The sequence below is a fragment of the Pantoea sp. SGAir0418 genome, assembly GCF_043529865.1.
Genome location: NZ_CP027912.1, coordinates 557,644 through 577,784 on the forward strand (window position 1 = coordinate 557,644; position 20,141 = coordinate 577,784).

21 protein-coding genes are annotated in these 20,141 nt (G+C 58.5%); 9 read left to right on the forward strand and 12 right to left on the reverse strand.

The genetic code is table 11. From position 1 onward, the window contains the following. Positions 1-22: 22 nt before the first annotated feature. The gene (gene yddG / locus C1N84_RS21710; RefSeq protein ID WP_264444032.1) at positions 23-937 is read right to left on the reverse strand and encodes an aromatic amino acid DMT transporter YddG; all 915 of its coding nucleotides are present in this window, start codon (positions 935-937) and stop codon (positions 23-25) included. Positions 938-1,279: 342 nt separating this feature from the next. On the opposite strand from yddG, the gene C1N84_RS21715 reads away from it, so the two are divergent. After that, on the forward strand, positions 1,280-2,260 hold the full coding sequence (locus tag C1N84_RS21715; RefSeq protein WP_394541913.1) for an alpha/beta hydrolase: 981 nt from the start codon (positions 1,280-1,282) through the stop codon (positions 2,258-2,260). A 48-nt stretch (positions 2,261-2,308) separates the two neighbouring features. On the opposite strand, the gene C1N84_RS21720 is transcribed toward C1N84_RS21715, so the two are convergent. Next, a complete protein-coding gene (locus tag C1N84_RS21720) occupies positions 2,309-3,163 on the reverse strand; it encodes a Vmh family MBL fold metallo-hydrolase (RefSeq protein ID WP_058759080.1) in 855 nt (284 codons plus the stop codon). Between the two features lie 123 nt (positions 3,164-3,286). On the opposite strand from C1N84_RS21720, the gene C1N84_RS21725 reads away from it, so the two are divergent. Then, positions 3,287-4,168 (forward strand): LysR family transcriptional regulator, encoded by an 882-nt coding sequence (locus C1N84_RS21725; RefSeq protein ID WP_088517335.1) that lies wholly within the window; start codon positions 3,287-3,289, stop codon positions 4,166-4,168. Positions 4,169-4,199: 31 nt separating this feature from the next. On the opposite strand, the gene C1N84_RS21730 is transcribed toward C1N84_RS21725, so the two are convergent. After that, positions 4,200-4,331: a hypothetical protein gene (locus C1N84_RS21730; protein ID WP_260467644.1), complete on the reverse strand. Its 132-nt coding sequence runs from the start codon at positions 4,329-4,331 to the stop codon at positions 4,200-4,202. A gap of 38 nt (positions 4,332-4,369) precedes the next feature. On the opposite strand from C1N84_RS21730, the gene leuE reads away from it, so the two are divergent. From leuE to C1N84_RS21750, 4 genes are all read left to right on the forward strand, one after another. Then, the gene (leuE, locus tag C1N84_RS21735) at positions 4,370-5,008 is read left to right on the forward strand and encodes a leucine efflux protein LeuE (protein ID WP_058770263.1); all 639 of its coding nucleotides are present in this window, start codon (positions 4,370-4,372) and stop codon (positions 5,006-5,008) included. Positions 5,009-5,261: 253 nt separating this feature from the next. Further along, positions 5,262-6,710, forward strand: coding sequence for an amidase (locus C1N84_RS21740; RefSeq protein WP_264444020.1), 1,449 nt, complete (start codon positions 5,262-5,264; stop codon positions 6,708-6,710). Next, positions 6,703-8,013, forward strand: a complete 1,311-nt coding sequence (locus C1N84_RS21745) for a purine-cytosine permease family protein (protein ID WP_264444018.1) — start codon at positions 6,703-6,705, stop codon at positions 8,011-8,013. Before C1N84_RS21740 ends, C1N84_RS21745 begins: the two co-directional genes overlap by 8 nt. Further along, complete coding sequence (locus C1N84_RS21750; RefSeq protein WP_264444016.1) at positions 8,006-8,713, forward strand: biuret amidohydrolase; 708 nt, start codon at positions 8,006-8,008, stop codon at positions 8,711-8,713. The genes C1N84_RS21745 and C1N84_RS21750 overlap by 8 nt, the downstream gene beginning before the upstream one ends. Positions 8,714-8,838: 125 nt before the next feature. Here C1N84_RS21750 and C1N84_RS21755 read toward each other — a convergent pair whose 3' ends face one another. The 9 genes from C1N84_RS21755 to C1N84_RS21795 form a co-directional block, all read right to left on the reverse strand. Continuing rightward, complete coding sequence (locus C1N84_RS21755; protein WP_394541869.1) at positions 8,839-9,633, reverse strand: hypothetical protein; 795 nt, start codon at positions 9,631-9,633, stop codon at positions 8,839-8,841. Between the two features lie 34 nt (positions 9,634-9,667). Further along, positions 9,668-10,822 carry an MFS transporter gene (locus C1N84_RS21760; RefSeq protein ID WP_264444012.1) on the reverse strand — a complete coding sequence of 385 codons (1,155 nt, stop codon included), beginning with the start codon at positions 10,820-10,822 and terminating at the stop codon, positions 9,668-9,670. A 499-nt stretch (positions 10,823-11,321) separates the two neighbouring features. Beyond that, complete coding sequence (locus C1N84_RS21765; RefSeq protein WP_136547313.1) at positions 11,322-11,705, reverse strand: VOC family protein; 384 nt, start codon at positions 11,703-11,705, stop codon at positions 11,322-11,324. 72 nt (positions 11,706-11,777) lie between these two features. Beyond that, a complete protein-coding gene (locus C1N84_RS21770) occupies positions 11,778-12,119 on the reverse strand; it encodes a type II toxin-antitoxin system RelE/ParE family toxin (protein WP_211726850.1) in 342 nt (113 codons plus the stop codon). Continuing rightward, on the reverse strand, positions 12,082-12,324 hold the full coding sequence (locus C1N84_RS21775) for a ParD-like family protein (protein ID WP_071813632.1): 243 nt from the start codon (positions 12,322-12,324) through the stop codon (positions 12,082-12,084). The genes C1N84_RS21770 and C1N84_RS21775 overlap by 38 nt, the downstream gene beginning before the upstream one ends. 117 nt (positions 12,325-12,441) lie before the next feature. After that, the gene (locus C1N84_RS21780; protein ID WP_262258246.1) at positions 12,442-13,146 is read right to left on the reverse strand and encodes a helix-turn-helix transcriptional regulator; all 705 of its coding nucleotides are present in this window, start codon (positions 13,144-13,146) and stop codon (positions 12,442-12,444) included. A 40-nt stretch (positions 13,147-13,186) separates the two neighbouring features. Next, positions 13,187-14,500, reverse strand: coding sequence for an MmgE/PrpD family protein (locus C1N84_RS21785; protein WP_264444005.1), 1,314 nt, complete (start codon positions 14,498-14,500; stop codon positions 13,187-13,189). Next, complete coding sequence (locus tag C1N84_RS21790; RefSeq protein WP_264444003.1) at positions 14,497-15,648, reverse strand: amidohydrolase; 1,152 nt, start codon at positions 15,646-15,648, stop codon at positions 14,497-14,499. The genes C1N84_RS21785 and C1N84_RS21790 overlap by 4 nt, the downstream gene beginning before the upstream one ends. Further along, complete coding sequence (locus C1N84_RS21795; RefSeq protein ID WP_021509027.1) at positions 15,645-16,190, reverse strand: GNAT family N-acetyltransferase; 546 nt, start codon at positions 16,188-16,190, stop codon at positions 15,645-15,647. The genes C1N84_RS21790 and C1N84_RS21795 overlap by 4 nt, the downstream gene beginning before the upstream one ends. A gap of 252 nt (positions 16,191-16,442) precedes the next feature. On the opposite strand from C1N84_RS21795, the gene C1N84_RS21800 reads away from it, so the two are divergent. Genes C1N84_RS21800 through C1N84_RS21810 form a run of 3 tightly spaced genes read left to right on the forward strand, consistent with a single transcriptional unit; the run spans position 16,443 to position 20,062 of the window. Then, a complete protein-coding gene (locus C1N84_RS21800; protein WP_264443999.1) occupies positions 16,443-17,513 on the forward strand; it encodes an iron-containing alcohol dehydrogenase family protein in 1,071 nt (356 codons plus the stop codon). Between the two features lie 34 nt (positions 17,514-17,547). Beyond that, the gene (locus C1N84_RS21805) at positions 17,548-18,846 is read left to right on the forward strand and encodes an LLM class flavin-dependent oxidoreductase (protein WP_264443997.1); all 1,299 of its coding nucleotides are present in this window, start codon (positions 17,548-17,550) and stop codon (positions 18,844-18,846) included. Between the two features lie 16 nt (positions 18,847-18,862). After that, complete coding sequence (locus C1N84_RS21810) at positions 18,863-20,062, forward strand: aminotransferase class I/II-fold pyridoxal phosphate-dependent enzyme (RefSeq protein ID WP_264443995.1); 1,200 nt, start codon at positions 18,863-18,865, stop codon at positions 20,060-20,062. Positions 20,063-20,141: the final 79 nt, after the last annotated feature.

The window sequence follows — 20,141 nt, forward strand, 5'->3', positions numbered from 1 at the left end:
TCCGGCTGCGCCATCCAGCCGGTTATTCCAGCGTGTTGCTTTCCAGCTTATGCGTTGCTGTCCCGCGCGTTGACCACCAGCAGAGCAGCGAACCGAGGCAAACCATCGCCGTGCCCTGCCAGAAGGAGAAGGTCAGGCTGGAGTTAAGGATAAAAGCGGCTGTCAGCGATGAAATGATAGGGATAAAGTAGGAGGCTGCGGCTAACAGCGTGACATTGCCGTGCAGAATGCCGACGTTCCACGCCGCATAGCCGAGCCCCATCGCCATTGCTGCCAGCGCCAGGCTGATGCACGCCTGCAGCGAGAACACCACGGGCGGCTGCGGTGATAGCAGCGATTTCAGCCACAGCGTCAGCGCAGTTAACATGAAAAACAGCGTGATGCCGTTACTGCCTTTAGCGCTATTTTTTGTCACCACACAATAAACCGCCCAAATCATCGCACCGCCCAATGCCAGACCATAACTGAGCGGATTATCCATCACGTTGTCGATCATTTCGCCCAGTGAAAACCCCCGATCGCCGCTCAGTACCCGACAAATACCGGCGACGGCCAGCAGGAGGCCGGGAATAATTAACGGGCTGGTCTTTTGCCGGTTAACCATCACCGTTAAAACGATGGTCATCGCCGGCCACAGGTAATTAACCATGCCGACTTCAATCGCCTGATGGCCGCTATGAGTAAAACCCAGCGACAGCGACAGGCAGAGCTCATAGCAGACAAACAACAGGCTGCCGATCAGCAAATAGCGGCGGGGAAACTGGCGCAGGTCAGGAAAACCCACGGTGAGCAGCAACAGCAGGGCGCTGGCGCTGTAAATCAGCGCGGCACCGGTTACCGGACCAAAACTTTCACTGACGCTTTTTATTAATCCTACAATCGTGCTCCACAGCAGAATGGCCAGCAGACCAGTCAGGGTAGCTTTACTCTGCGGCATTACCCGTTACCTCAATGTGTGAAAAATCGCGGCGTACTCGCCAGTGTGGCGGCTGGCGGGGACGCAGACAAGATGAATCTGCAGGTTGCCGATGTGACTGGCCGGAAAGGGCACCCGTCTGCAGACAAAAAGTTGAAATAATATTCTGATTAAAATCAGTGTAATAGAGCAGTGATGTAAATCTTCGCTAAAAAATAACTTGCTATTAAATAGTGCACTATATAAATTCAGTCTCAGTTCAGAACACGACCATCAAGTTATTATCATTTAAATAGCGTGCGATATAATCGCAAAAAACATTAAAGGAGTAACACCATGAAATTACAACACTCTCTGCTTGCCATGGCGATGGCTACTGCATCTGTTAATAGCTTTGCTGACGCACCACAACCTGAACGTCACGTGCAGCAGTTTTTACAGGCGCTGAACAGCAGCGGCGGCAAACCGATTGAGCAACTGTCACCGCAGGCGGCGCGCCAGGTGCTGATTGATGCGCAGAAGGGCGTAACACTGCCGCCGGCCGACGTCACTGAAAAAACCATTCAGGTAAACGGCCAGCCCATTAAGCTGAATATCGTAAAACCGCAGGGCGCACAGAGTACGCTGCCGGTATTTATGTTCTTCCACGGCGGCGGCTGGATCCTCGGTGATTTCCCGACCCACGAACGTCTGGTGCGCGATCTGGTGGTGGAATCTGGCGCTGCGGCCGTGTTTGTGAACTATACGCCGTCACCCGAAGCGCATTATCCGCTGGCCATCAATCAGGCTTATGCGGCGACACGCTGGGTGGCGGAACACGGTAGCGAGATTGGTGTCGATGGCAAGCGCCTGGCGCTGGTTGGTAACAGCGTCGGCGGTAACATGGTAGCGGCGGTCGCGCTGCAGGCTAAACAGCAGCAAACGCCAGCAATTCGTTATGACATCATGCTGTGGCCGGTAACCGATGCGCGCTTTGATACCGCTTCGTATCACCAGTTTGCCAACGGATATTTCCTGTCGCGTAACATGATGAAATGGTTCTGGGACGCCTACACCACCAAACAGAGCGAGCGCGACAATATTCTCGCTTCGCCGCTGCGCGCCACGAAAGAGCAGCTGCAGGGCTTACCGCCAACGCTGATTCAGACGGCAGAACTGGATGTGCTGCGTGATGAGGGTGAAGCCTTTGGTCGTAAACTGGATGCTGCCGGTGTGGATGTCACCGTGACGCGCTATAACGGTCTGATTCATGACTACGGCCTGCTCAATCCGCTGAGCGAGGTGCCGGCAGTCCGCACTGCGATTCGCCAGGCGGCGGAAGAGCTGAAAACCCATCTGCAGTAAGCTTCAGGCCAGGCGCGGCGGCGTCTGGCCCGTTCATTTATCCTCGCGTCACTTCCACTTCATCTCACCGGTATTCACCTTCGCGCTCAGCTCCAGCGAGCTGACATCTGCTAAGGTTGGCCACGCCTGTTTCATCGCCTGAATCACCGCCGCGGAGCCTTTGTGCTGTTGCAGCGCCCGCTCAAAACTTTGCAGATAATCCAGCGTAAAGGTGACCGCCTTATCGCCTGCCGGACGCGCACCCAGATAGTGGCCGGGGATCACCACCTGCGGCTTCAACTGCTGCATTTCTCGCAATACCTGACGCCACTCTGCACGGCTGGCTGCGGTCTGGGTGTCCGCGGTCCAGACATGAATGCCTGAGTCCACTACGGTGCCACCGAGTATTGCCTTACTGGAGGGAATCCACACGTAGGCTGATTTTTCTGCCGCGTGGCGCAGCTCGATGCGCTCACCATCGACGCTAAACCGCGTCTGGTGGGTAATCTGCGGCACATACAGCTGGTGCGGCGCAGCGCCGTTCATCTGCGGTCCCCAGTACTGCAGCTTGGCATCTTTGGTCGCTTCGATATGTTCCACTACCAGCGGCGAGGCGACAATTTTGGCCTGCGGGAACGCCTGCACCAACGGCTCAAGACCGAAGTAGAAATCCGGATCGCCCGAGGTGATCACGATGTGGGTCAGCTGCTTGCCGCGCGCTTTAATCAGTTCCACCAGCTTCTCGCCATCCTTGGGGCTGAACTGCGCATCAAACAGAATCGCTTCATGCGGACCGGAGACCAGCGTCGACGAGACCGGAAAAATTCCCTGTTCCTGTGGGTTATACACGTCTAACTGTAACGGAGCGGCAAAAGCCGGCGCGGCGGCTAGGGTGACCAGCAGCGCGAGTGATTTCATCTTCATGGCATCTTCCTTTTTACGGCAACGTGCCGTCACTGAAAGACGCTATTGTAAGCAAATCGCCAGCTGGCAGAATTCCCGCAATCAGATATGATCAGTTGCATAAAACGATCAGATGGAGCCTGCATGGACAGAGTGACGGCAGCGCGGGTGTTTAACCGGATTTGTGAACTGGGAAGCCTGAGCGCGGCGGCGCGCGCGCTGGATATTTCGCGCCCGATGGTCAGTCGCTATCTTGATGAAATGGAGAAGTGGGCGGGCGCACGCCTGCTGCACCGTTCTTCACGACGGCTGACCATTACCCCGGCGGGTGAGCAGATTTTGCATAAGACACGCGCGCTGGCCCGGCTGGCCGACGAGATTGAACAGCAGGGCGATGAGGGCAAACCGCAGGGCACGTTGCGCGTGGCCTGTGCACATTCAACCGCCACCCACATTCTTGGACCGATGATTCCGGCGTTCCTCGCGCGTTACCCGGCGGTACGTATTGAGCTGGAGATCAATAATCAGCCGGTCAGCCTGGTGGGTGAGCGCATCGATGTGGCTATTCGTATTACCGACGATCCGGAGCCCGGCGCGATTGCCCGCAGGCTGGGTGAATGTGCCTCGGTAGTCTGCGCTGCGCCGGCCTATTTAACGCAGCAGGGCGAACCGCAGACGCCAGCGGATCTGGCACAACATAATTGCCTGCACTACAGCCGCTTTGCCGGGCAGCGCTGGCAGTTTCACGATGCGCAAGGCGAGGCGGTTTCCGTGGTGGTGAGCGGCAATTTCAGCGCCGGTATTTCATCCGTGTTATGTGATGCCGCTATCGCCGGCTGTGGGGTTGCCATGGTGCCGGCAATGGAGGCACAGGCTGCGCTGACCAGCGGTCAGTTACGTTGCGTACTGCCCGGTTTTCAACCGCGCACCTTAGGCATTTATGGCCTGTATATGTCGCGCGAACGACAGCCTGCGGTATTACGGGTATTTCTGGATGCGGTGATGCAGCAGTTGCAAAACCTCTGAATCATCACTGTGACAACGTCACTGGTGCCTGTCACGCGCTGTATGCGTTACGTAACACCGTTTCGACATACTGAACCGTGGCGTTAAGCGACAAATCCACCGCACAACTGCTACTATGCGCCGCGCCGCGGCAGTTGAGCAGCGCGCCGGGTTCCACTTTCACTCATTTTTACCTGCTTAACGGCATGGGGTAGCACCGTAATGTTTCACGATTTAGGCATCATCAATCTCTGGACTTTCCTGGCGGGCGCGCTGGTGATCATTCTATTACCCGGACCCAACAGCCTGTATGTGCTGCGCACCGGGATGAGTCGTGGGGCAAAGCCGGCCTGTCAGGCGATAGCCGGGGTGATGGCGGGCGATTTAATTTTGATTTTCCTCGCCTGGGCGGGCGTCGCGACGCTGATCCGTACCAGTCCGCATATTTTTATGGTGGTGCGTTATCTTGGTGCCATGTTCCTGCTGTATCTCGGCGTAAAGATTATCATCGGCGCGCTGCGCAAACGCAGCGGCGATCAACCGGCTGAAGCGGTAAAACAGGAAAACTATTTCCTGCGTGCGCTGCTGCTTGGCGTAACCAATCCCAAGGCGATTCTGTTTTACGTTTCGTTCTTCATTCAGTTTATCGATCCGCGCGTAACCCATACCGCGCCGGCGTTTGCCACCCTGGGTGCGCTGATTCAGGTGATCAGTTTCAGCTACTATTCACTGTTGCTGGTGGCTGGCGCGGTGATGGTGCGCTATCTGCGCAGCCGCACCCGCCTGGTCAAGCTGGCGAACATGCTGACCGGCATGCTGTTTTTTGGCTTCGCCGTGCGGTTAGTCAGCGCGCAAAGCTAACCCTTCTGACGCACGCCACGGCAGCAACGCCGCCTCCGCCGGCTGCACCCTAAAATGGCAACACCATGATGCAGCGGTGCGCACAGTTTGTGCGTATTGCCTGCATCCGTATGACTGCCGCATCCATAAGTATTCCATCTTGTATCCCAGACCGTATCCCATCTGGTCCGGCGCATAACGGCCGCGCACACCACACTATTCTGGCACGCAAACTGCACTCATCCCGGTAGCCAATTAACCCGGGAGAACGATCATGTTTGATGCACTGCTGGATGAAGATGCCACCCAGCTGGCGGCGCGGGTGCGCGACGGCGAGGTTTCCGCGCGCGAGTTAACCCAGGCGACGCTGGATCGCCTGGAACAGCGGGAGCCGCTGATTCAGGCGTTTTGTACGCTAACGCCGGAGCGGGCGCTGGCACAGGCAGAGCAGATCGACCGCCGTCGTGCGCGCGGCGAGCCGCTGGGCGCACTGGCGGGTGTGCCGCTGGCGGTAAAAGATTTGATCTGTACCGCCGGTGTGCGAACCACATCAGGATCGGCCGCCTACGCCGATTTTATTCCCGAAGAAGATGACATCACCGTTGAGCGCCTGCTGGCGGCGGATGCCATCCTGCTGGGCAAGACCACCGCGCCGGAATTTGGCTACAGCGGTGTCGGCCATAATCCCCTGTTTCCCTCACCGCGCAATCCCTGGGATGTGAGCAAAACGCCGGGCGGATCGAGCGCGGGTTCCGGCGCGGCGCTGGCGGCGCGGCTGTGTCCGATTGCGCTCGGCAGTGATGGCGGGGGCTCGGTACGTATCCCGGCGGCCCACTGCGGTGTCTATGGACTCAAGGCCTCGATGGGGCGGGTACCGCTCTGGCCGGGCTGCCGCGATGAGCGTTATCCTGGCGTTTCCAGCTGGGAATCGCTTGAACATATCGGTCCGATGACGCGTAGCGTGCGCGACAGCGCGCTGATGATGTCGGTGATGGCCGGTCCGGACATGCGCGACCGGCACTCCATTCCATGCAGCGATGTTGACTGGCTGGCCAGTCTGGATCGGCCACTGCAGGGGTTGCGCATCGCGTTCAGCGCCGACTTTGGCTATATCGCCGTCGATGCGGAAGTGCGCGCCGTGGTCACCGCGGCCGCGCGTCGTTTCGCTGCAGCGCTGGGCGCAGAGCTGGAGGAGGTGGATCCCGGCATCGCTGATGAAAGCGCCAGCTTTGCTGCACTGGTGGCGTTCGAAAGCGATCTGAGCGGCATGCGCCAGATGCAGAGCGAGCTGGGTGCTGCGATGTCACCGCACCTGAGTGCCATGCTGCAGCGCGACTGGCGCGCGGAGCATTTCACCGACGCCAACACCACGCGCAAAAAGCTCTGCAACCAGCTGTGGCGCTTTATGCAGCGCTACGATCTGCTGCTGTCGCCGACGCTGGCGGTGCCGCCGTTTGCGCTGCACATGCAGGGCCCGGAAGTCATTGATGGCCGCATGGTGCGCAGCGATCACTGGCTGTCGTTCTGCTTCCCGTTCAATTTTACCGGTCAGCCTGCCGCCTCGGTGCCTGCCGGCTTCACGGCCGGTGGTCTGCCGATCGGTATGCAAATTGTGGGTCGTCATCTGGACGATGGCCTGGTGCTGGCGGCCAGTGCCGCTTTTGAGCGCATCCAACCATGGAATCATCACTATCCTGCTGCTATTGGAGTTCTCCATGAGTAACAAATCTTCCCCTGCGCTGGAGCAGGAGTTCGAGCATGAGCCGGTGCCGCTTAGTCATCGCCACTCGACGGGTTCGGTGTCGGCGGTGTGGTTTGGCTTTCCGATGATCCTCACCAATGCGCTGTTCGGCGGCATTATCACCTGGCATCTTGGCTTCTGGCCGGCACTGCTGGCGATTTTGCTGGGTAACCTGGTGCTGTTTGCCTATGTCGGCGCACTTAGCTGGTTCGCCGGGCATACCGGTATGAACTTTGCGCTGCAGGCGAAGCGGACCTTTGGCACCAAAGGCTATATTCTGGTGTCCGGCTTTCTTTCTACCGTGGTGATAGGCTGGTACGCCTTCCAGACCGGCCTGACCGGGACGGTGATCAACCAGACCTTTGGCTGGAATGCGCTGGCGGTCACCGCGTTTGCCATGGTGCTGTATACCGGCGTCACCTTTCTTGGGGTGCGGGCGCTGTCGGTGCTGGGGATGATTGCCGCTCCGCTGTTTGTGGTGCTGGGGCTGGTGGCGCTGTGGCTGGTGAGCAAGGATCATGATTTCACCACGCTGACCCAGTGGCAGGGCAGTCCGGCAGCCGCTGGTGCCATGAGCATGGGCACGGCGGTCACCATGGTGATTGCCGGCTTTGCGGATTCCGGCACCATGACAGCGGATTTCACCCGCTGGTCGAAGGACGGCAAATCAGCGGTGATCGCCGCGTTTTCCGCGTTCCCGCTGGCGAATGTGATTTCCTATCTGTTTGGCGTGGTGATTGTGGCCGTCGGCGCGGCGGTCGATCCGCTCAGCAACGGCGGTAACTTCCTGCCGCTGCTGATGGGGCACGGCATGCTGCTCTCCGTTATTGCCTTTCTGTTTGTGTTTATCAACCTCGGTTCGGTGTGCACGCACTGCCTGTATAACGGCGCGGTCGGTTTCAGCCATCTGTTCAGCAGCAAAATGCGCCTGTGGACGCTGATCCTCGGGGCCATCGGTGGCGTGCTGGCGCTGGCCGGCGTGTGGTCCTGGTTCCTCGAATGGCTCAGCCTGCTCGGCATGGTGGTGCCGCCGTTTGGCGCAGTGATGATTGTTGATCTGCTCTTTATGGCAAAAATCAGCGAACAGCGTCAAACCCGGCGCCTGCGCGGCAGCGCGTTCGCCGCCTGGGCCATCGGCAGTCTGTGTGCGGTGATGGCCCACCTCGAATTCCCGCAGTTTGGTGAAGCGGTTATCGGGCTGGTCACCGCGGCACTGAGCTATACGCTGATCGTGAAATGGAAACCGGAAAGCAGCACGGCGGTAATGGAGAAAAGCAATGCCTGATTATATCGTTGATTCAACCCCCTATCCGTGGCCGTTTGACGGCAACTGCACGGTGCAAAACACCGCGCTGCTGGTGATTGATATGCAAACCGACTTTTGCGGCAAGGGCGGTTATGTTGACACTATGGGTTACGACATCTCCCTGACACGCGCCCCCATCAAACCGCTGCAGCAGGTGTTAGCGCGCATGCGCGAATCCGGCTTCCCGATCATCCATACCCGTGAAGGCCATCGTCCGGACCTGAGCGATCTGCCGGCTAACAAGCGCTGGCGATCGCGGCGGATGCAGGCGGAGATTGGTGCACCAGGGCCCTGTGGTCGCATTCTGGTGCGCGGTGAGCCAGGCTGGGAAATCATTCCCGAGCTGGCGCCGCTACCGGATGAAGTGATTATTGATAAACCCGGCAAGGGCTCTTTTTACGCCACCGACCTTGAGCTGATTCTGCACAGTCGCGGTATCCGCAACTTAATCATCAGCGGCATCACCACCGACGTTTGCGTGCATACCACACTGCGCGAAGCCAACGATCGCGGCTTTGAATGTCTGGTGCTGAGCGACTGCTGCGCGGCGACGGAGTTGAAGCATCATGAGGCGGCGCTCAGCATGATTCATATGCAGGGCGGTATATTCGGCGCAGTGGCGGACTCGGCAACGCTGCTGGCCGCGCTGAACAGCCCGGCAGCGGCGCGGATGAGCTAATCCGGCAACGGACGCGAACGGCGGGCTGGCCAGGCGTTGAGGTGCCGGGCCAGCCAAAACCGCACACCAACCCTGCGCGGGCGTGATAGTGCAGTCTGACCGGCCTCCGCCGGTCATGGCCAACCTCAGCCAGCGTTGCCGGCAATCGTCAGATAGTCGGTATACATTTGCGGTGCGTCGGAGAACGAGGCCATGGTGCGCCATTCATCATACATACGCTCGCTCTCCTGATGGTTTTTCACAAACGTCAGCGATTTTTCGGTTGAGACGTCCATCGCCGGATGGAAGCTGTTGAGCGAGTCGAGACTTTCGATCACCAGCATCACTGCATATTGCTCACTTCGATTGCCGCCGGTGCCCTTCAGCATGTGAAACTTCCAGCCGGGATAGTCATCAATGCGCGCGACGTTCTCAATCATAAAGCGATCAAAGTCGGCAGCCGTCACGCCAGCGCGTAGTGCCAGATGATGAAAACCGACCACGCGTGCCACCGCAGGTTGAGCATCGGGCTGAAAGTTCGGGCCGGGCGGCAGTGAACTGTGGCGGTTTTCTGCCAGCAGCGAGAAGGTGGAGAACAGCGTTGGTAACTCCCCATAGGTGGCAAAGTTTTTCCACTCCTCAAGCAGCGCGCACGCCTCGGGCCGTTGTTGCCAGAAGGCGATGGCCTCGGCCGTGAGTTCGCCAGCCGGTGTGATATAGCGGTCATAGTCTGCCTGGCTGGCAGCCTGATACAGCATCAGGTATTGTTCCTGGCGTTCGCCGCGCAGGCCTTTTAACAGCGACCATTTCCAGCCCGGATAAGCAGGAATCTGCGTGCCGCGCGCCTTGAGAAAGGCTTCGAAGGTCGCGGCATTAACGCCTTTCTTCAGATTGAGCCCGACGTAGTGCAGGCTGAACACCGGTTGCGTTGAGGTTGTCATAGAAACTCCTTGTGAATATGACAGGGCAGAGGCGCTATTTCGCTGCCAGAGCGAAACGCGCCGCGAAAGTCACCAGCAGCAACATCACGATGCCGGCGCTGAGCGTGGTGGTCAGGGACGTGAGCTGGGCGCTAAAGCCAATCAGCGCCGGGCCCAGCAGTAGCCCGGAATAACCGCACAGCGTGACGGCCGGTATGGCGTAATGCGCGGCGACAGTGCGCTGGTTACCCGCCGCGTTGAATAAAATCGGCACGATATTGGCCAGACCGATACCCACCAGCACAAAGCCGAGCAGGGCGCTCCACAGCCAGACGGAGAAAATCGCTAATGCCAGCCCCCCGCTGGCGACGAGACCGCCCCAGGTGAGCACGCGGCGACTGCCATAGTGATTAATCAGCCGATCGCCAAACAGGCGCAGAGTGGCGACAGCCGTGGCGTACAGCGTGAAGCTGAAACCGGCCAGCTGCATCGACATGGCGCGCTCACTGTTCATAAACACCGCTGACCAGTCGAGCATGGCGCCTTCGGTGAGGAACAGCAGGAAACACAGCAGGGCAATCAGCACCACGTTACGGTGCGTCAGGGCGCGCAGCGTACCGCGCGTTGGTTTTGCATCCGTGCGACGACGGGGCAACAGGGCGGTATGGCTCATCAGCAGCAGCAATAAAATCAACACACACAGCGGCAGCAGCGCCAGCAGAGGCGCAACCTGCAGCCACAGCAGCAGACTCACCGCGCCGGCGCCAGCAATGCTGCCAAGACTGTAAAAGCCGTGAAAGCCCGACATCTTGCTGACCCCGGCCTCGCGCTCCACTATCACCGCCTGATAATTCATGCTGACATCCATCAGTCCGTTGATCGCACCGAAGAGCAACAGCGCGCCCGCCATCGGCAATGGTGAGGACAGCAGCATCAGCAGCGGCAGATCCAGGGCCAGTCCGGCACCGCACAGCAGCAGCAGCGTGCGACAGCCAAAATGGGCAATCAGCGCGCCGGTAAAGGGCATAACTGACATGGATCCTGCGGCGATACAGAACAGCAGCAGCCCCAGCATGCCGTCATTGATCGCCAGTTGCGCTTTGGCGAAGGGAATAAGCGGCGCCCAGGCGGCCATGCCCAGTCCGGCGATAAAAAATAGCGTGCGCGTCGCGCGCTGCTGGCGCAGGTTAAGCAGATTACTGTTCATCATCACATCCCGGTGTAGTACGGCGTTTCATTGCCTGGCCTTATCCATGGTCGGGCTACAGGTACGCTGCAGCCCGTGCAGAGGCCCATAAAAACGTAATTGATATTTAACAGTAACAAGACTTGTCCTGGAAATGACGTAGCGTGTTCAGGTGGCTGTATTCAGTAGGGTTTATTTATTGCATACACGGAAGGCATTTTAAAAAAGGGCGATGTGGGAGGGGAACGGTAATGACGGATAAAGTCAATGATGGAAATATTATTTTAATACAATGAAATATATAGATATTGATGTGAGTTATTACAAACATCTCGCGCACTGTGCAGCGGTGCAATTTATAGCACGATAAATCGCACCGCTATCTACCAGGATGGATTACCTGCACGTTGCTTAACTGAACAGCAGCGTAGATGTCATTAACCGGCAATTAAGAATATAAATATAGTTAATGATTGCTCAGCACATTTAACAACCTGCAACCGTCAGCGCCAGGTCTCTTCACTTACTCATCCAGCTGTAAATAGCAGACACGCAGGCGGTGCCCGTCCGGGTCCAGCGCGGTAAAGGTGTAGCCAAAGTCCATGCGCACCGGCGACTGAATAATGGTGATTTCACGCAGCACGCCCCATTCGTGATAAAGAAAATCGACATCGTCTTTGCGCGCGGTTTTAAACACAATTTCGCTACGCGCTTCACTGGCAGGCAGGGAGAGTGCGGGTTCAACGATATACTGCGACCAGATACCCAGTTTAAAGCCGCTCTCAAACACAAACATGGCAAAGGTCGGGCTGAGTTCTGCGGGTTTGATGTCGAACAGCGCGGCATAAAAGTCAGCACTTTTCACGACGTTGGGCACATAAATAATGGTCATGTTAGCGGTAAGCATGGTGATCTCCTTGTGTGTTTACCGCTGCATAGTAGGGGGAGGCTGTGACAGATTTTGTCAGGAGTCGATGGGTTAACTGATAATTTTCAGATCGGCTTTACGGTGCTTTTTCTGTTCCTGATAGAAATTTTCATGGGGTCCGATATCCAGCAGATACAGTTCCAGTTTATTTTCCACCCAGCTATAGCCCAACAGCGTCAGGCGGTTATTCAGCTGAAATTTGTGCACGCGTAAAAAGTTTAAGTCACCTTTTTTAAGCTCACCGATCTCAGGCGCGTCAACAATCCTGTCGATCTCATCCTCGACGATGGCACGCTGTGTATCGGGCAATTTATCGAGCGTTTTTTCAAAGCGGCGTGTTTGATAAACCTCGATGCTATTTTGTGGTTTTGGATCGGGGTGTTCGGCGGACATACGGCGAAACCTTCTGATTATCGACTTCAGCCTGGGCGATCAATACTTCAGCGATGAAGCTATACGGTAAGTCCGGATTATCCTCAGCAATCCGGCCGATCTTCGCCCAATGCTCAATCTGCTTTGGGATGCTGCGGCTGGCGGCTTCAGCGTGAATTTTTACGTCGCTCACGAAGTCATCGTCTAAACGAATACTTGTGGCCATGAATATTACCTCGCGGATGAAAGCGGTGATGGACTGACTGTTGTAATGTTGAGTTGCGATTACTGCTGCACGCGGCTAAGTATGCGACATTTTGTCGCTTATGGCAACTTTATGTCGCTAGCGTGTCGCGCTGTCCACCGGGTGACGCAAATGGTGATAATCCCGCCAGCGCTTCAGCAACTGATGACGGGTGCCGGGATAGAGTTCGCTGGTGACGCTGATCGCTTCAATGCGGTCGACGCGGAAATTGCGGAACTCCTGGCGCAGTTCGCACCAGCCGCACAGCAGGCGCACGCGTTCAAAGTAGCCAATCACCACCGGCCAGATGGTGCGGGTAGAGAGGTTATCCTGCAGATCTTTGTAGCGCAGGCTGATCTTGCTGCGCTGATGGATCGCCTGGCGAATCTGCGGCAGATGGGTTTCGAACAAGGCTTCGCCCTGGGAGGCGATCAGCAGCGACTGGTGATCGATACTCTGCGTAAGATGCGGCGGAACCACAGCCTGGACTTTGGCCAGCGCATGGCGCGCGGCGGACTTAAGCTCTTCGTCGGTGTGTCGGGTGACCCAGTTGAGCCCGAGCACCAGCGCATCAATCTCCTGACGGGAAAACATCAGCGGCGGCAAATGGCCGTCGGATTTCAGTAAATAACCAACGCCCGCGCTGCCCTCAATCTCCACGCCCTGCTGCTGCAAACTAAGAATGTCACGATAGACGGTGCGCACGCTGATGTGCAGCTGTTCGGCGATACGCTGCGCGGTCAGCGGATAGCGATGACAGCGCAGCAATTGCAGCAGTTCGGGAAGCCGCTGAGTTTTAGACATGATACGCCAGCCTTAAGCGAAGAACGCGCGCCGGCAGGAATCAGGCGCGCAACAGTTGGCTTAATGTAGCCAAATCCGCCGTGCTTTGCAGCTCGCTGATAGCCAGTAACTGCTGCTGGCGCGCCGGCACTTCATGGCGCAGCGCCTGACGCAGTTTGGCCGCCACATCTACGCCATCCGCCAGCGACTGCTGCCGCGTGCGGCGCTGCTGCAGCTGACGACCCTCTTTCAGCGTCAGCGTGACGAGATGAAAACGCCGCGCCGGGTTGAGCGCATCGGGCGGCGCGGACGCATCCGGCGTGCGACGCACTTTGGCCGCCAGCGGCATCACCGCCGGATTGAGTGCACCTTCGGCAAAATCTTCCAGCCGTAAATCGTCATACATCAGCATGGCGGCGATCACGTACTCCAGGCTAAAGCGTGCTTCGATACCGTTAGCCGGCACGCGAACTGCCGCCGCGATGTCACCACCCGGCGGGAAGGCGACCGTGATGTCATCAATATTTTCCAGCAGCGAGTCCAGCGAGTGACCTTCCGCCAGCCAGGCGCGCCGCAGCAGACGTACCGCTTCGGCAGCGCTGTGAGTTCCGGCGCAGGTGGGGAAGGGTTTGAACTCCAGACCGGGGGTACTGATGCGCCACGGCGCGCCCCAGTTTTCCACCAGCCGTTGCGGCTGCGCCTCGCCGTTACTGCTGGCGGCGAGAAACGCGTCGAGCACGCCTTCATGCCGGCCATCGAATTTCGCCAGCGTCAGCTGCGCCGCCATCACCGCACGCTCTGCCGCCAGTCCGGCGTGCAGCGGCTTCACCGCCGAACCAAACTGAGCGCGCAGTCCGCTGGCCTGGGTCGCCGCGATGCCGATCAGCGTGGCGCAGTCGGTTGCATTAAGCTGCAGCAGACGTGCCAGCGCGGCCGCCGCCGCCAGCGTGCCCAGCGTGGCCGTGTTGTGATAACCCAGCGCATAGTGCTGCTGGCTGGCGGCCAGTCCCAGCCGACCAGCCACTTCCACGCCGATGACATAGGCATCAAGGAACGCTTCGGCAGTGGCGGGCTGCTGCTGCCAGGCAAACAGCGCAGGCAGGATCGCCACGCTGGGATGGCCGCGAAAATCGGCATGGAAATCATCGTAATCCAGCGCATGGCCGGCATAGCCCAGCAGCAACGCCTGTGAGCGTACGCTGCCGTCGCCATAAACCTGTCGCAGCGCCGGTAAGCCGCTGTCCGGGACCTGCTGCTGTAACACCGGCCAGCTCACGGCGAGAAAATCCTGTATGCCAGTACGTGCGGCATCACGTGCCGCCGCATCCGGCTGGCTTTGCAGGATGCGCTCAGCCAGCGCGTGGCTCAGGTTCATGCCCGCTCCAGACTGCGCAGCGCCGCCACGGCGAGCTGTGCGAGGTAGCGTGAGGTGGGCAGCAACACCGCATCATTGATGCGAAAAGCCGGATGGTGCAACGCATAAGGTTCGCCAGTGCCGATCATCACAAAGGCGCCGGGCAGCTGTTGCTGATAAAAAGCAAAATCTTCGCCGATCGGGCTGGCTTCCACCACGCGCGCCTCAAGTCCGCTGGCGGTGGCCTGTTGCAGGGTAAAATCCGCCCAGTGCGCATCATTCACCACCGCAGGCGGACCGGCGTGCCAGTTAAACTCAACCTCTGCGGCAAAAGCCGCACCGAGGCCGAGCACGATTTCGCGGAAGCGCTGCTCCAGTCGCTCACGCGTGGACTGAGAGAAGGTGCGCACCGTGCCTTCCAGCCAGGCGCTGTCCGGAATGACGTTCCAGGTGCTGCCGCTGTGCAGCTGGGTGATCGACACCACCGCGTTGTCAGCGGAGGGGGCGTTACGGCTAATCAGCGTTTGCGCCGCGGAGACAATCTGTGCCGCGATAACGATCGGATCGTTGCCCTGATGCGGTTTGGCAGCATGGCTGCCGGTGCCGGTGATGCGGATATCGAAGCGATCCACCGCCGCGGTCAGCGCACCGGCTTTGCTGCCCACCACGCCAGGCGGCAGCGACGGATCGTTATGAATGCCGAAAATCGCCACCGCCTCCTGCAGAGCGCCGGTGGCGATGACATCCGGCGCGCCCTGGCCGGTCTCTTCGGCGGCCTGGAACAGAATCCGCACGCGGCCGGGCAGCGTTGCCTCCTGCTGCTTAAGCAGAATCGCCGCGCCAAGTGCAGCGGAAGCGTGAAAATCGTGGCCGCAGGCGTGCATCACGCCGGGACGCTCCGAGCGAAAAGCAACGTCCGACTGCTCTTCAATCGGCAGCGCATCAATATCCGAACGCAGCACAATCAACGGTCCCTGTGCCGGGCCGACCTCCGCCACCAGACCGGTTTTCAGTGGCAAATCAACGATGCGAATCTGGTGTTGTTCCAGCTGCTGGCGCAGGCGGGCGGTGGTTTCAAACTCCTGATTAGAGAGTTCCGGAAAACGGTGCAGTTCGTGGCGAAAGGCGATCAGCTGCTCGCCCAGCGCTGTTTCATTCAGTTGGCTCATGCCTGGCTTCCTTGTGATGCTGCCTGGCGCGTCAGCCAGGCATCGTGCGCGGTTTCATCCAGCACTTTTTTCATATATTGCGTGATGTGGCCTTTGCCGAGATCGGTGGTGTGCATGAGCACAAATCCGCGCTTGCGATACATATCAATCAGCCACGGATGGCTGATGGCGGTACCGAGCGATACCGCCGGTGCGCGTAACTGGCCGCGTAAAATTTCCTGCTCCAGGCGATCCTGAACCTGGCGGCCAAACTGCTGCCCCGCATAGTCCGGGTGGGCGCCAAACCAGCCGATGTGCGGCAGGCCGAACGGACCCGGCAACGGGCCCCATGGATAACGCACGGTGACCGAGGAGACCATCACGCCCTGGGCATACAGCGCATACACGCCGTGGCTTTGCAGATGCCGCAGCGTCTTTTCGCGGTCGGCGGTGGCCGCATCAAATTTGATCCCCAGCGCCAGCGTGGGCGCATAGGCGGCATGCATCAGCGCCTGATAAGTGTCCACTTCGTCTTCTGTGACCTGACGAAACTCAAGTGTCATAGCTATCCCCGGAAAACCGCCCGGCGGGCGATAAATAAAGAAGGCTCAGAGTAGCAGTAAAGCGCTGACGGGCTATATGTGAAATCCGGATAAGCTAATGCAAATTTGTGAAAATGAAATGGCGGCTTTTTCATTGCACAAATCGCCATTTACCGTAGTATGCATAAAATACATAGCGCTATAACTATTTCGCATTAATCCTCTGAAATATAACAATTTTGTTATGGCGTTTTTCCTAATCAGGGTGACAACGTGTTAGCGATTAAATCTCCGCGTGCCTACGCACACGAACCGGGACTGCGTGCGCGCACCGGCGAATTCATTAAATCTTATGCTACGCATATCCGTATTTTCACCTCTCCGCGCGCCTGGCAGGCGGTTAATCCGCAATTAACGCAAAGTCTGGAAACCTGTGGTATTCGCTGGGAAATCGAGTATTTGCACGGCGAATGCACCGACGCGGCCATTGATACGCTGAAAAGCAATCTGCAACAGCAGCAGGCTGAACTGCTGCTGGCAATTGGCGGCGGGCGCGTACTGGATGCGGCTAAAGCGGTCGGCAGCCAGTTACCGGAAATCACCGTCGTCAATTTCGCCACCGTCGCGGCGACCTGTGCCGCCTGGTCGCCTGTGGCGATTATTTATGACGCGCAGGGCGGTCACGTGCGCAGCCAGCCGCTGGGCAAAATGCCTGAACTGGTGCTGGTAGACAGCGAAGTGATCGCGCAAAGTGATGTGCGTTACCTCAAAGCGGGCATTGTCGACGCGCTGGCTAAATACTACGAGTTCTATCCTTATCTGCGGCACAACCCCCACGATCTCGCCCTCGATCTTAAAGTGATGACCGCGCAGCGCGCGCTGGATGTCTATCGCCAGCACGGTGCCGCCGCCGTGCTGGCCAACCAGCAACAGCAAGTGACGCCGGAACTGGAGAAGGTGATCGATGCCAGCATTGTGCTGGCCGGCCTGGCCAACAGCGTGCGTGATGTGCTGCCGACGCCAGGCTTTGCCCATGCCATTCATAACCGTCTGACCCATCAGCCGGAGCTGCACCACTGGCTGCACGGTGAAAAAGTCGGTTACAGCCTGCTGGTGCAGTCGTTGATTGAGCACGACGGTGAGCCGGACGCCGCGCTGCTGGCGCTGCTGCGGCAATATGATATGCCGCTGACCTTAGCGCCGCTGCAGGGCGATCGTCGCGCAGCCATCAGAAGCATTGCTGAACAGATCAAATTCCCGGCGGCCAGCGCCGAACGTCTGCCGTTCCGCATCAGCGCGGATGCCTTAGAGCAGGCGCTGCTGGCGACTGAGAACGCCTTTTAATTGTTATTGACCCTTTTATTGACCAGGAAAAAATATGGCTACTTCATCTTCACGCCGCATCCGTTTAGGGCTGTTTGTACAACCGGTTGGACAGCACGTGAGCGGCTGGCGGCTGACGGAAAATCTGGGCGATCCGACGGATATTGACTGGTTGATCACCATCGCGAAAAAAGCCGAAGCCGGTAAGTTTGATCTGTTCTTCGTGGGTGATGCACTGGCGACCAGCATGTATCGTCTGCCTTCCACCATGGCGCGTCTGGAGCCGTTAACGCTGCTGTCGGCGCTGGCGGTCAACACCAAGCGTATTGGCCTGGCGGCGACCGCCTCGACCACCTTCAGCGACCCGTTCACCATGGCACGCAGCTTCTCGTCGCTGGACCACATTAGCCGCGGCCGCGCCGCCTGGAACGTGGTGACGTCGTTCTCTACCGATGTGGCGCGTAACTTCAGCCGCAGCGATATGCCTAATCATGCGGAGCGCTACGCGCGCGCGCGTGAATTCCTTGATGTCACCTATAAGCTGTGGGACGGCTGGCAGGCGGGGGCGGTGCAGCCCAACAAAGAGACCGGTCAGTACTTCATTGATGACAAAATTCAGCCGATTAACCACGTCGGCGAGCACTTCCAGGTGCAGGGCCCGCTGAACATTACCCGCTCACCGCAGGGGCGTCCGGTGATTATCGAAGCCGGTTCTTCCAGCGATGGGCAGAAGCTGGCGGCAGAGACTGCCGAGGTGATTTTCACCGCCTCGGCCAGCCTGGCAGAAGCACAGAGCTTCTACCGTTCGCAGAAAGATCAGGTGATTGCCGCCGGACGCAATCCGGATCACGTGGTGATCATGCCTGGCGTGATGCCGATTGTTGGCCGCACGCGCGAAGAGGCCAAAGCGCTATGGAAAGAGCTCAACACGCTGGTTGATATCGACAACGGTCTGCGTCAGCTCTCGCTGCGTTTCAATATGGATCTGAGCCAGTATCCGCTCGACGGTCCGGTGCCGGAAGTGCCGCTGGGTGAAGGCAACCAGAGCCGCGTGAAACTGATGACCGACATGGCGAAACGTGAAAATCTGACGCTGCGCGAACTGGCTGCGGTAGCCGCCGGATCGCGCGGTCACCTGGTAATCGTCGGTACCGCGCAGGATATTGCCGATGACTTTGAGCTCTGGCTCAACGAGGGCGGCGCCGATGGTTTCAACATCATGCCGGCGATCATGTCCGAGCAGCTGGATTTGTTTGTGGAGCTGGTGATTCCGGAACTGCGCCGTCGCGGTCTGTTCCGCGAAGAGTACGAGTTCGCCACGCTGCGTGAAAACCTCGGCCTGCCGGTGGTGTGAGAGACAGGAGCGAAACATGATCACCCTATCGAAGCGCGTACAGTCTGTGTCGCTCTCGGCTAACGCGGCGGCACGCCAGCTGACCCGCCAGCTAAAAGAGCAGGGCGTGGATATTCTTGACCTCACCACCGGTGAGCCGGATTTTGATACGCCCGCGCACATCCGTGCCGCCGCCAGCGCCGCGATGGATGGCGGTGAAACCCGTTATACGCCGACCAATGGCACCACCGCGCTGCGTAAAGCGGTGCAGGCCAAACTGGCGCGGGAGAACCAGCTGCAGTACGCGCTGGGTCAAATCTGTATCGCCAACGGCGCAAAGCAAATCATCTTCAACGCGTTTGCCGCGACGCTAAACGACGGCGATGAGGTGATTGTGCCCACGCCATACTGGCCAACTTTCCCGGACAGCGTGCGCTTTAACGGTGGCGAGGCGGTGCTGCTGCCTTGTCCGCTTGAGCAGCAGTACAAGCTGCAGCCGGCGCAACTGGCGCAGGCGATCACTGAGAAAACCCGCTGGCTGGTGCTGAACAATCCCGGCAATCCCTCTGGCATGGTGTACAGCGCACAGGAGTTGCAGGCTCTGGCGACGGTGCTGCGCGATCATCCCAATGTGCTGATTATGCTGGATGAGCTGTACGAACATATCCTGTTTGACGATCGTCAGCACGTTAGTCTGCTGCAGGTGGCGCCAGATCTGGCTGAACGCGTTTTGCTGGTGGGAGGCGTGTCGAAAACCTATGCCATGACCGGCTGGCGCATTGGCTTTGCTGCCGGGCCGCAGCCGCTGATTGATGCCATGGTGGTGGTGCAGTCGCAGAACAGTTCTGGCGCCAGCGCCATCAGCCAGGCGGCGGCGGTTGCGGCCTTTAACGGTGGGCTCGATTTCCTGCCACCGCAGCGCGCCGCGTATCAGGCGCGACGCGATGTCATTGTGCAGCAGTTGCAGCAGGTGGCCGGCATTGAAGTGCTGCAACCTCAGGGCGCATTTTTTGTCTTTTGCCGCTGTGCCGGCCTGCTGGGCAAAACCCGGCCTGACGGCGCCGTACTGCATGACGAACAGGATGTGCTGAATTATCTGCTGGAGAGCGGTGTGTCCGGCGTGGCGGGCAGTGCTTACGGCCTGTCGCCGTATTTCCGTTTGTCGATCGCCACGGATATCGATAGCGTGCAGGAGGCGGGTAAACGTATTGCGCGCGCCTGTGCAACGTTAATCTGACGGGCGGGTGTGGGAAGGCGTAATGGCCTAATCACCTCGCGGCACACTTCATGAAAGGAATGCATGAAAGGATTGCATG

Excerpts from the sequence above, each read along its gene's own strand:
- C1N84_RS21790 (WP_264444003.1), bottom strand. The coding sequence starts at position 15,648 with ATGAGCCAACTGAATGAAACAGCGCTGGGCGAGCAGCTGATCGCCTTT.
- yddG (WP_264444032.1), bottom strand. The coding sequence starts at position 937 with ATGCCGCAGAGTAAAGCTACCCTGACTGGTCTGCTGGCCATTCTGCTG.
- C1N84_RS21750 (WP_264444016.1), top strand. The coding sequence starts at position 8,006 with ATGCCTGATTATATCGTTGATTCAACCCCCTATCCGTGGCCGTTTGAC.
- C1N84_RS21775 (WP_071813632.1), bottom strand. The coding sequence starts at position 12,324 with ATGGCCACAAGTATTCGTTTAGACGATGACTTCGTGAGCGACGTAAAA.
- C1N84_RS21720 (WP_058759080.1), bottom strand. The coding sequence starts at position 3,163 with ATGAAGATGAAATCACTCGCGCTGCTGGTCACCCTAGCCGCCGCGCCG.
- C1N84_RS21745 (WP_264444018.1), top strand. The coding sequence starts at position 6,703 with ATGAGTAACAAATCTTCCCCTGCGCTGGAGCAGGAGTTCGAGCATGAG.
- C1N84_RS21780 (WP_262258246.1), bottom strand. The coding sequence starts at position 13,146 with ATGTCTAAAACTCAGCGGCTTCCCGAACTGCTGCAATTGCTGCGCTGT.
- C1N84_RS21770 (WP_211726850.1), bottom strand. The coding sequence starts at position 12,119 with ATGTCCGCCGAACACCCCGATCCAAAACCACAAAATAGCATCGAGGTT.
- C1N84_RS21805 (WP_264443997.1), top strand. The coding sequence starts at position 17,548 with ATGGCTACTTCATCTTCACGCCGCATCCGTTTAGGGCTGTTTGTACAA.
- C1N84_RS21785 (WP_264444005.1), bottom strand. The coding sequence starts at position 14,500 with ATGAACCTGAGCCACGCGCTGGCTGAGCGCATCCTGCAAAGCCAGCCG.
- C1N84_RS21740 (WP_264444020.1), top strand. The coding sequence starts at position 5,262 with ATGTTTGATGCACTGCTGGATGAAGATGCCACCCAGCTGGCGGCGCGG.
- C1N84_RS21810 (WP_264443995.1), top strand. The coding sequence starts at position 18,863 with ATGATCACCCTATCGAAGCGCGTACAGTCTGTGTCGCTCTCGGCTAAC.
- C1N84_RS21715 (WP_394541913.1), top strand. The coding sequence starts at position 1,280 with ATGGCGATGGCTACTGCATCTGTTAATAGCTTTGCTGACGCACCACAA.
- C1N84_RS21765 (WP_136547313.1), bottom strand. The coding sequence starts at position 11,705 with ATGCTTACCGCTAACATGACCATTATTTATGTGCCCAACGTCGTGAAA.
- C1N84_RS21760 (WP_264444012.1), bottom strand. The coding sequence starts at position 10,822 with ATGATGAACAGTAATCTGCTTAACCTGCGCCAGCAGCGCGCGACGCGC.
- leuE (WP_058770263.1), top strand. The coding sequence starts at position 4,370 with ATGTTTCACGATTTAGGCATCATCAATCTCTGGACTTTCCTGGCGGGC.
- C1N84_RS21725 (WP_088517335.1), top strand. The coding sequence starts at position 3,287 with ATGGACAGAGTGACGGCAGCGCGGGTGTTTAACCGGATTTGTGAACTG.
- C1N84_RS21795 (WP_021509027.1), bottom strand. The coding sequence starts at position 16,190 with ATGACACTTGAGTTTCGTCAGGTCACAGAAGACGAAGTGGACACTTAT.
- C1N84_RS21755 (WP_394541869.1), bottom strand. The coding sequence starts at position 9,633 with ATGACAACCTCAACGCAACCGGTGTTCAGCCTGCACTACGTCGGGCTC.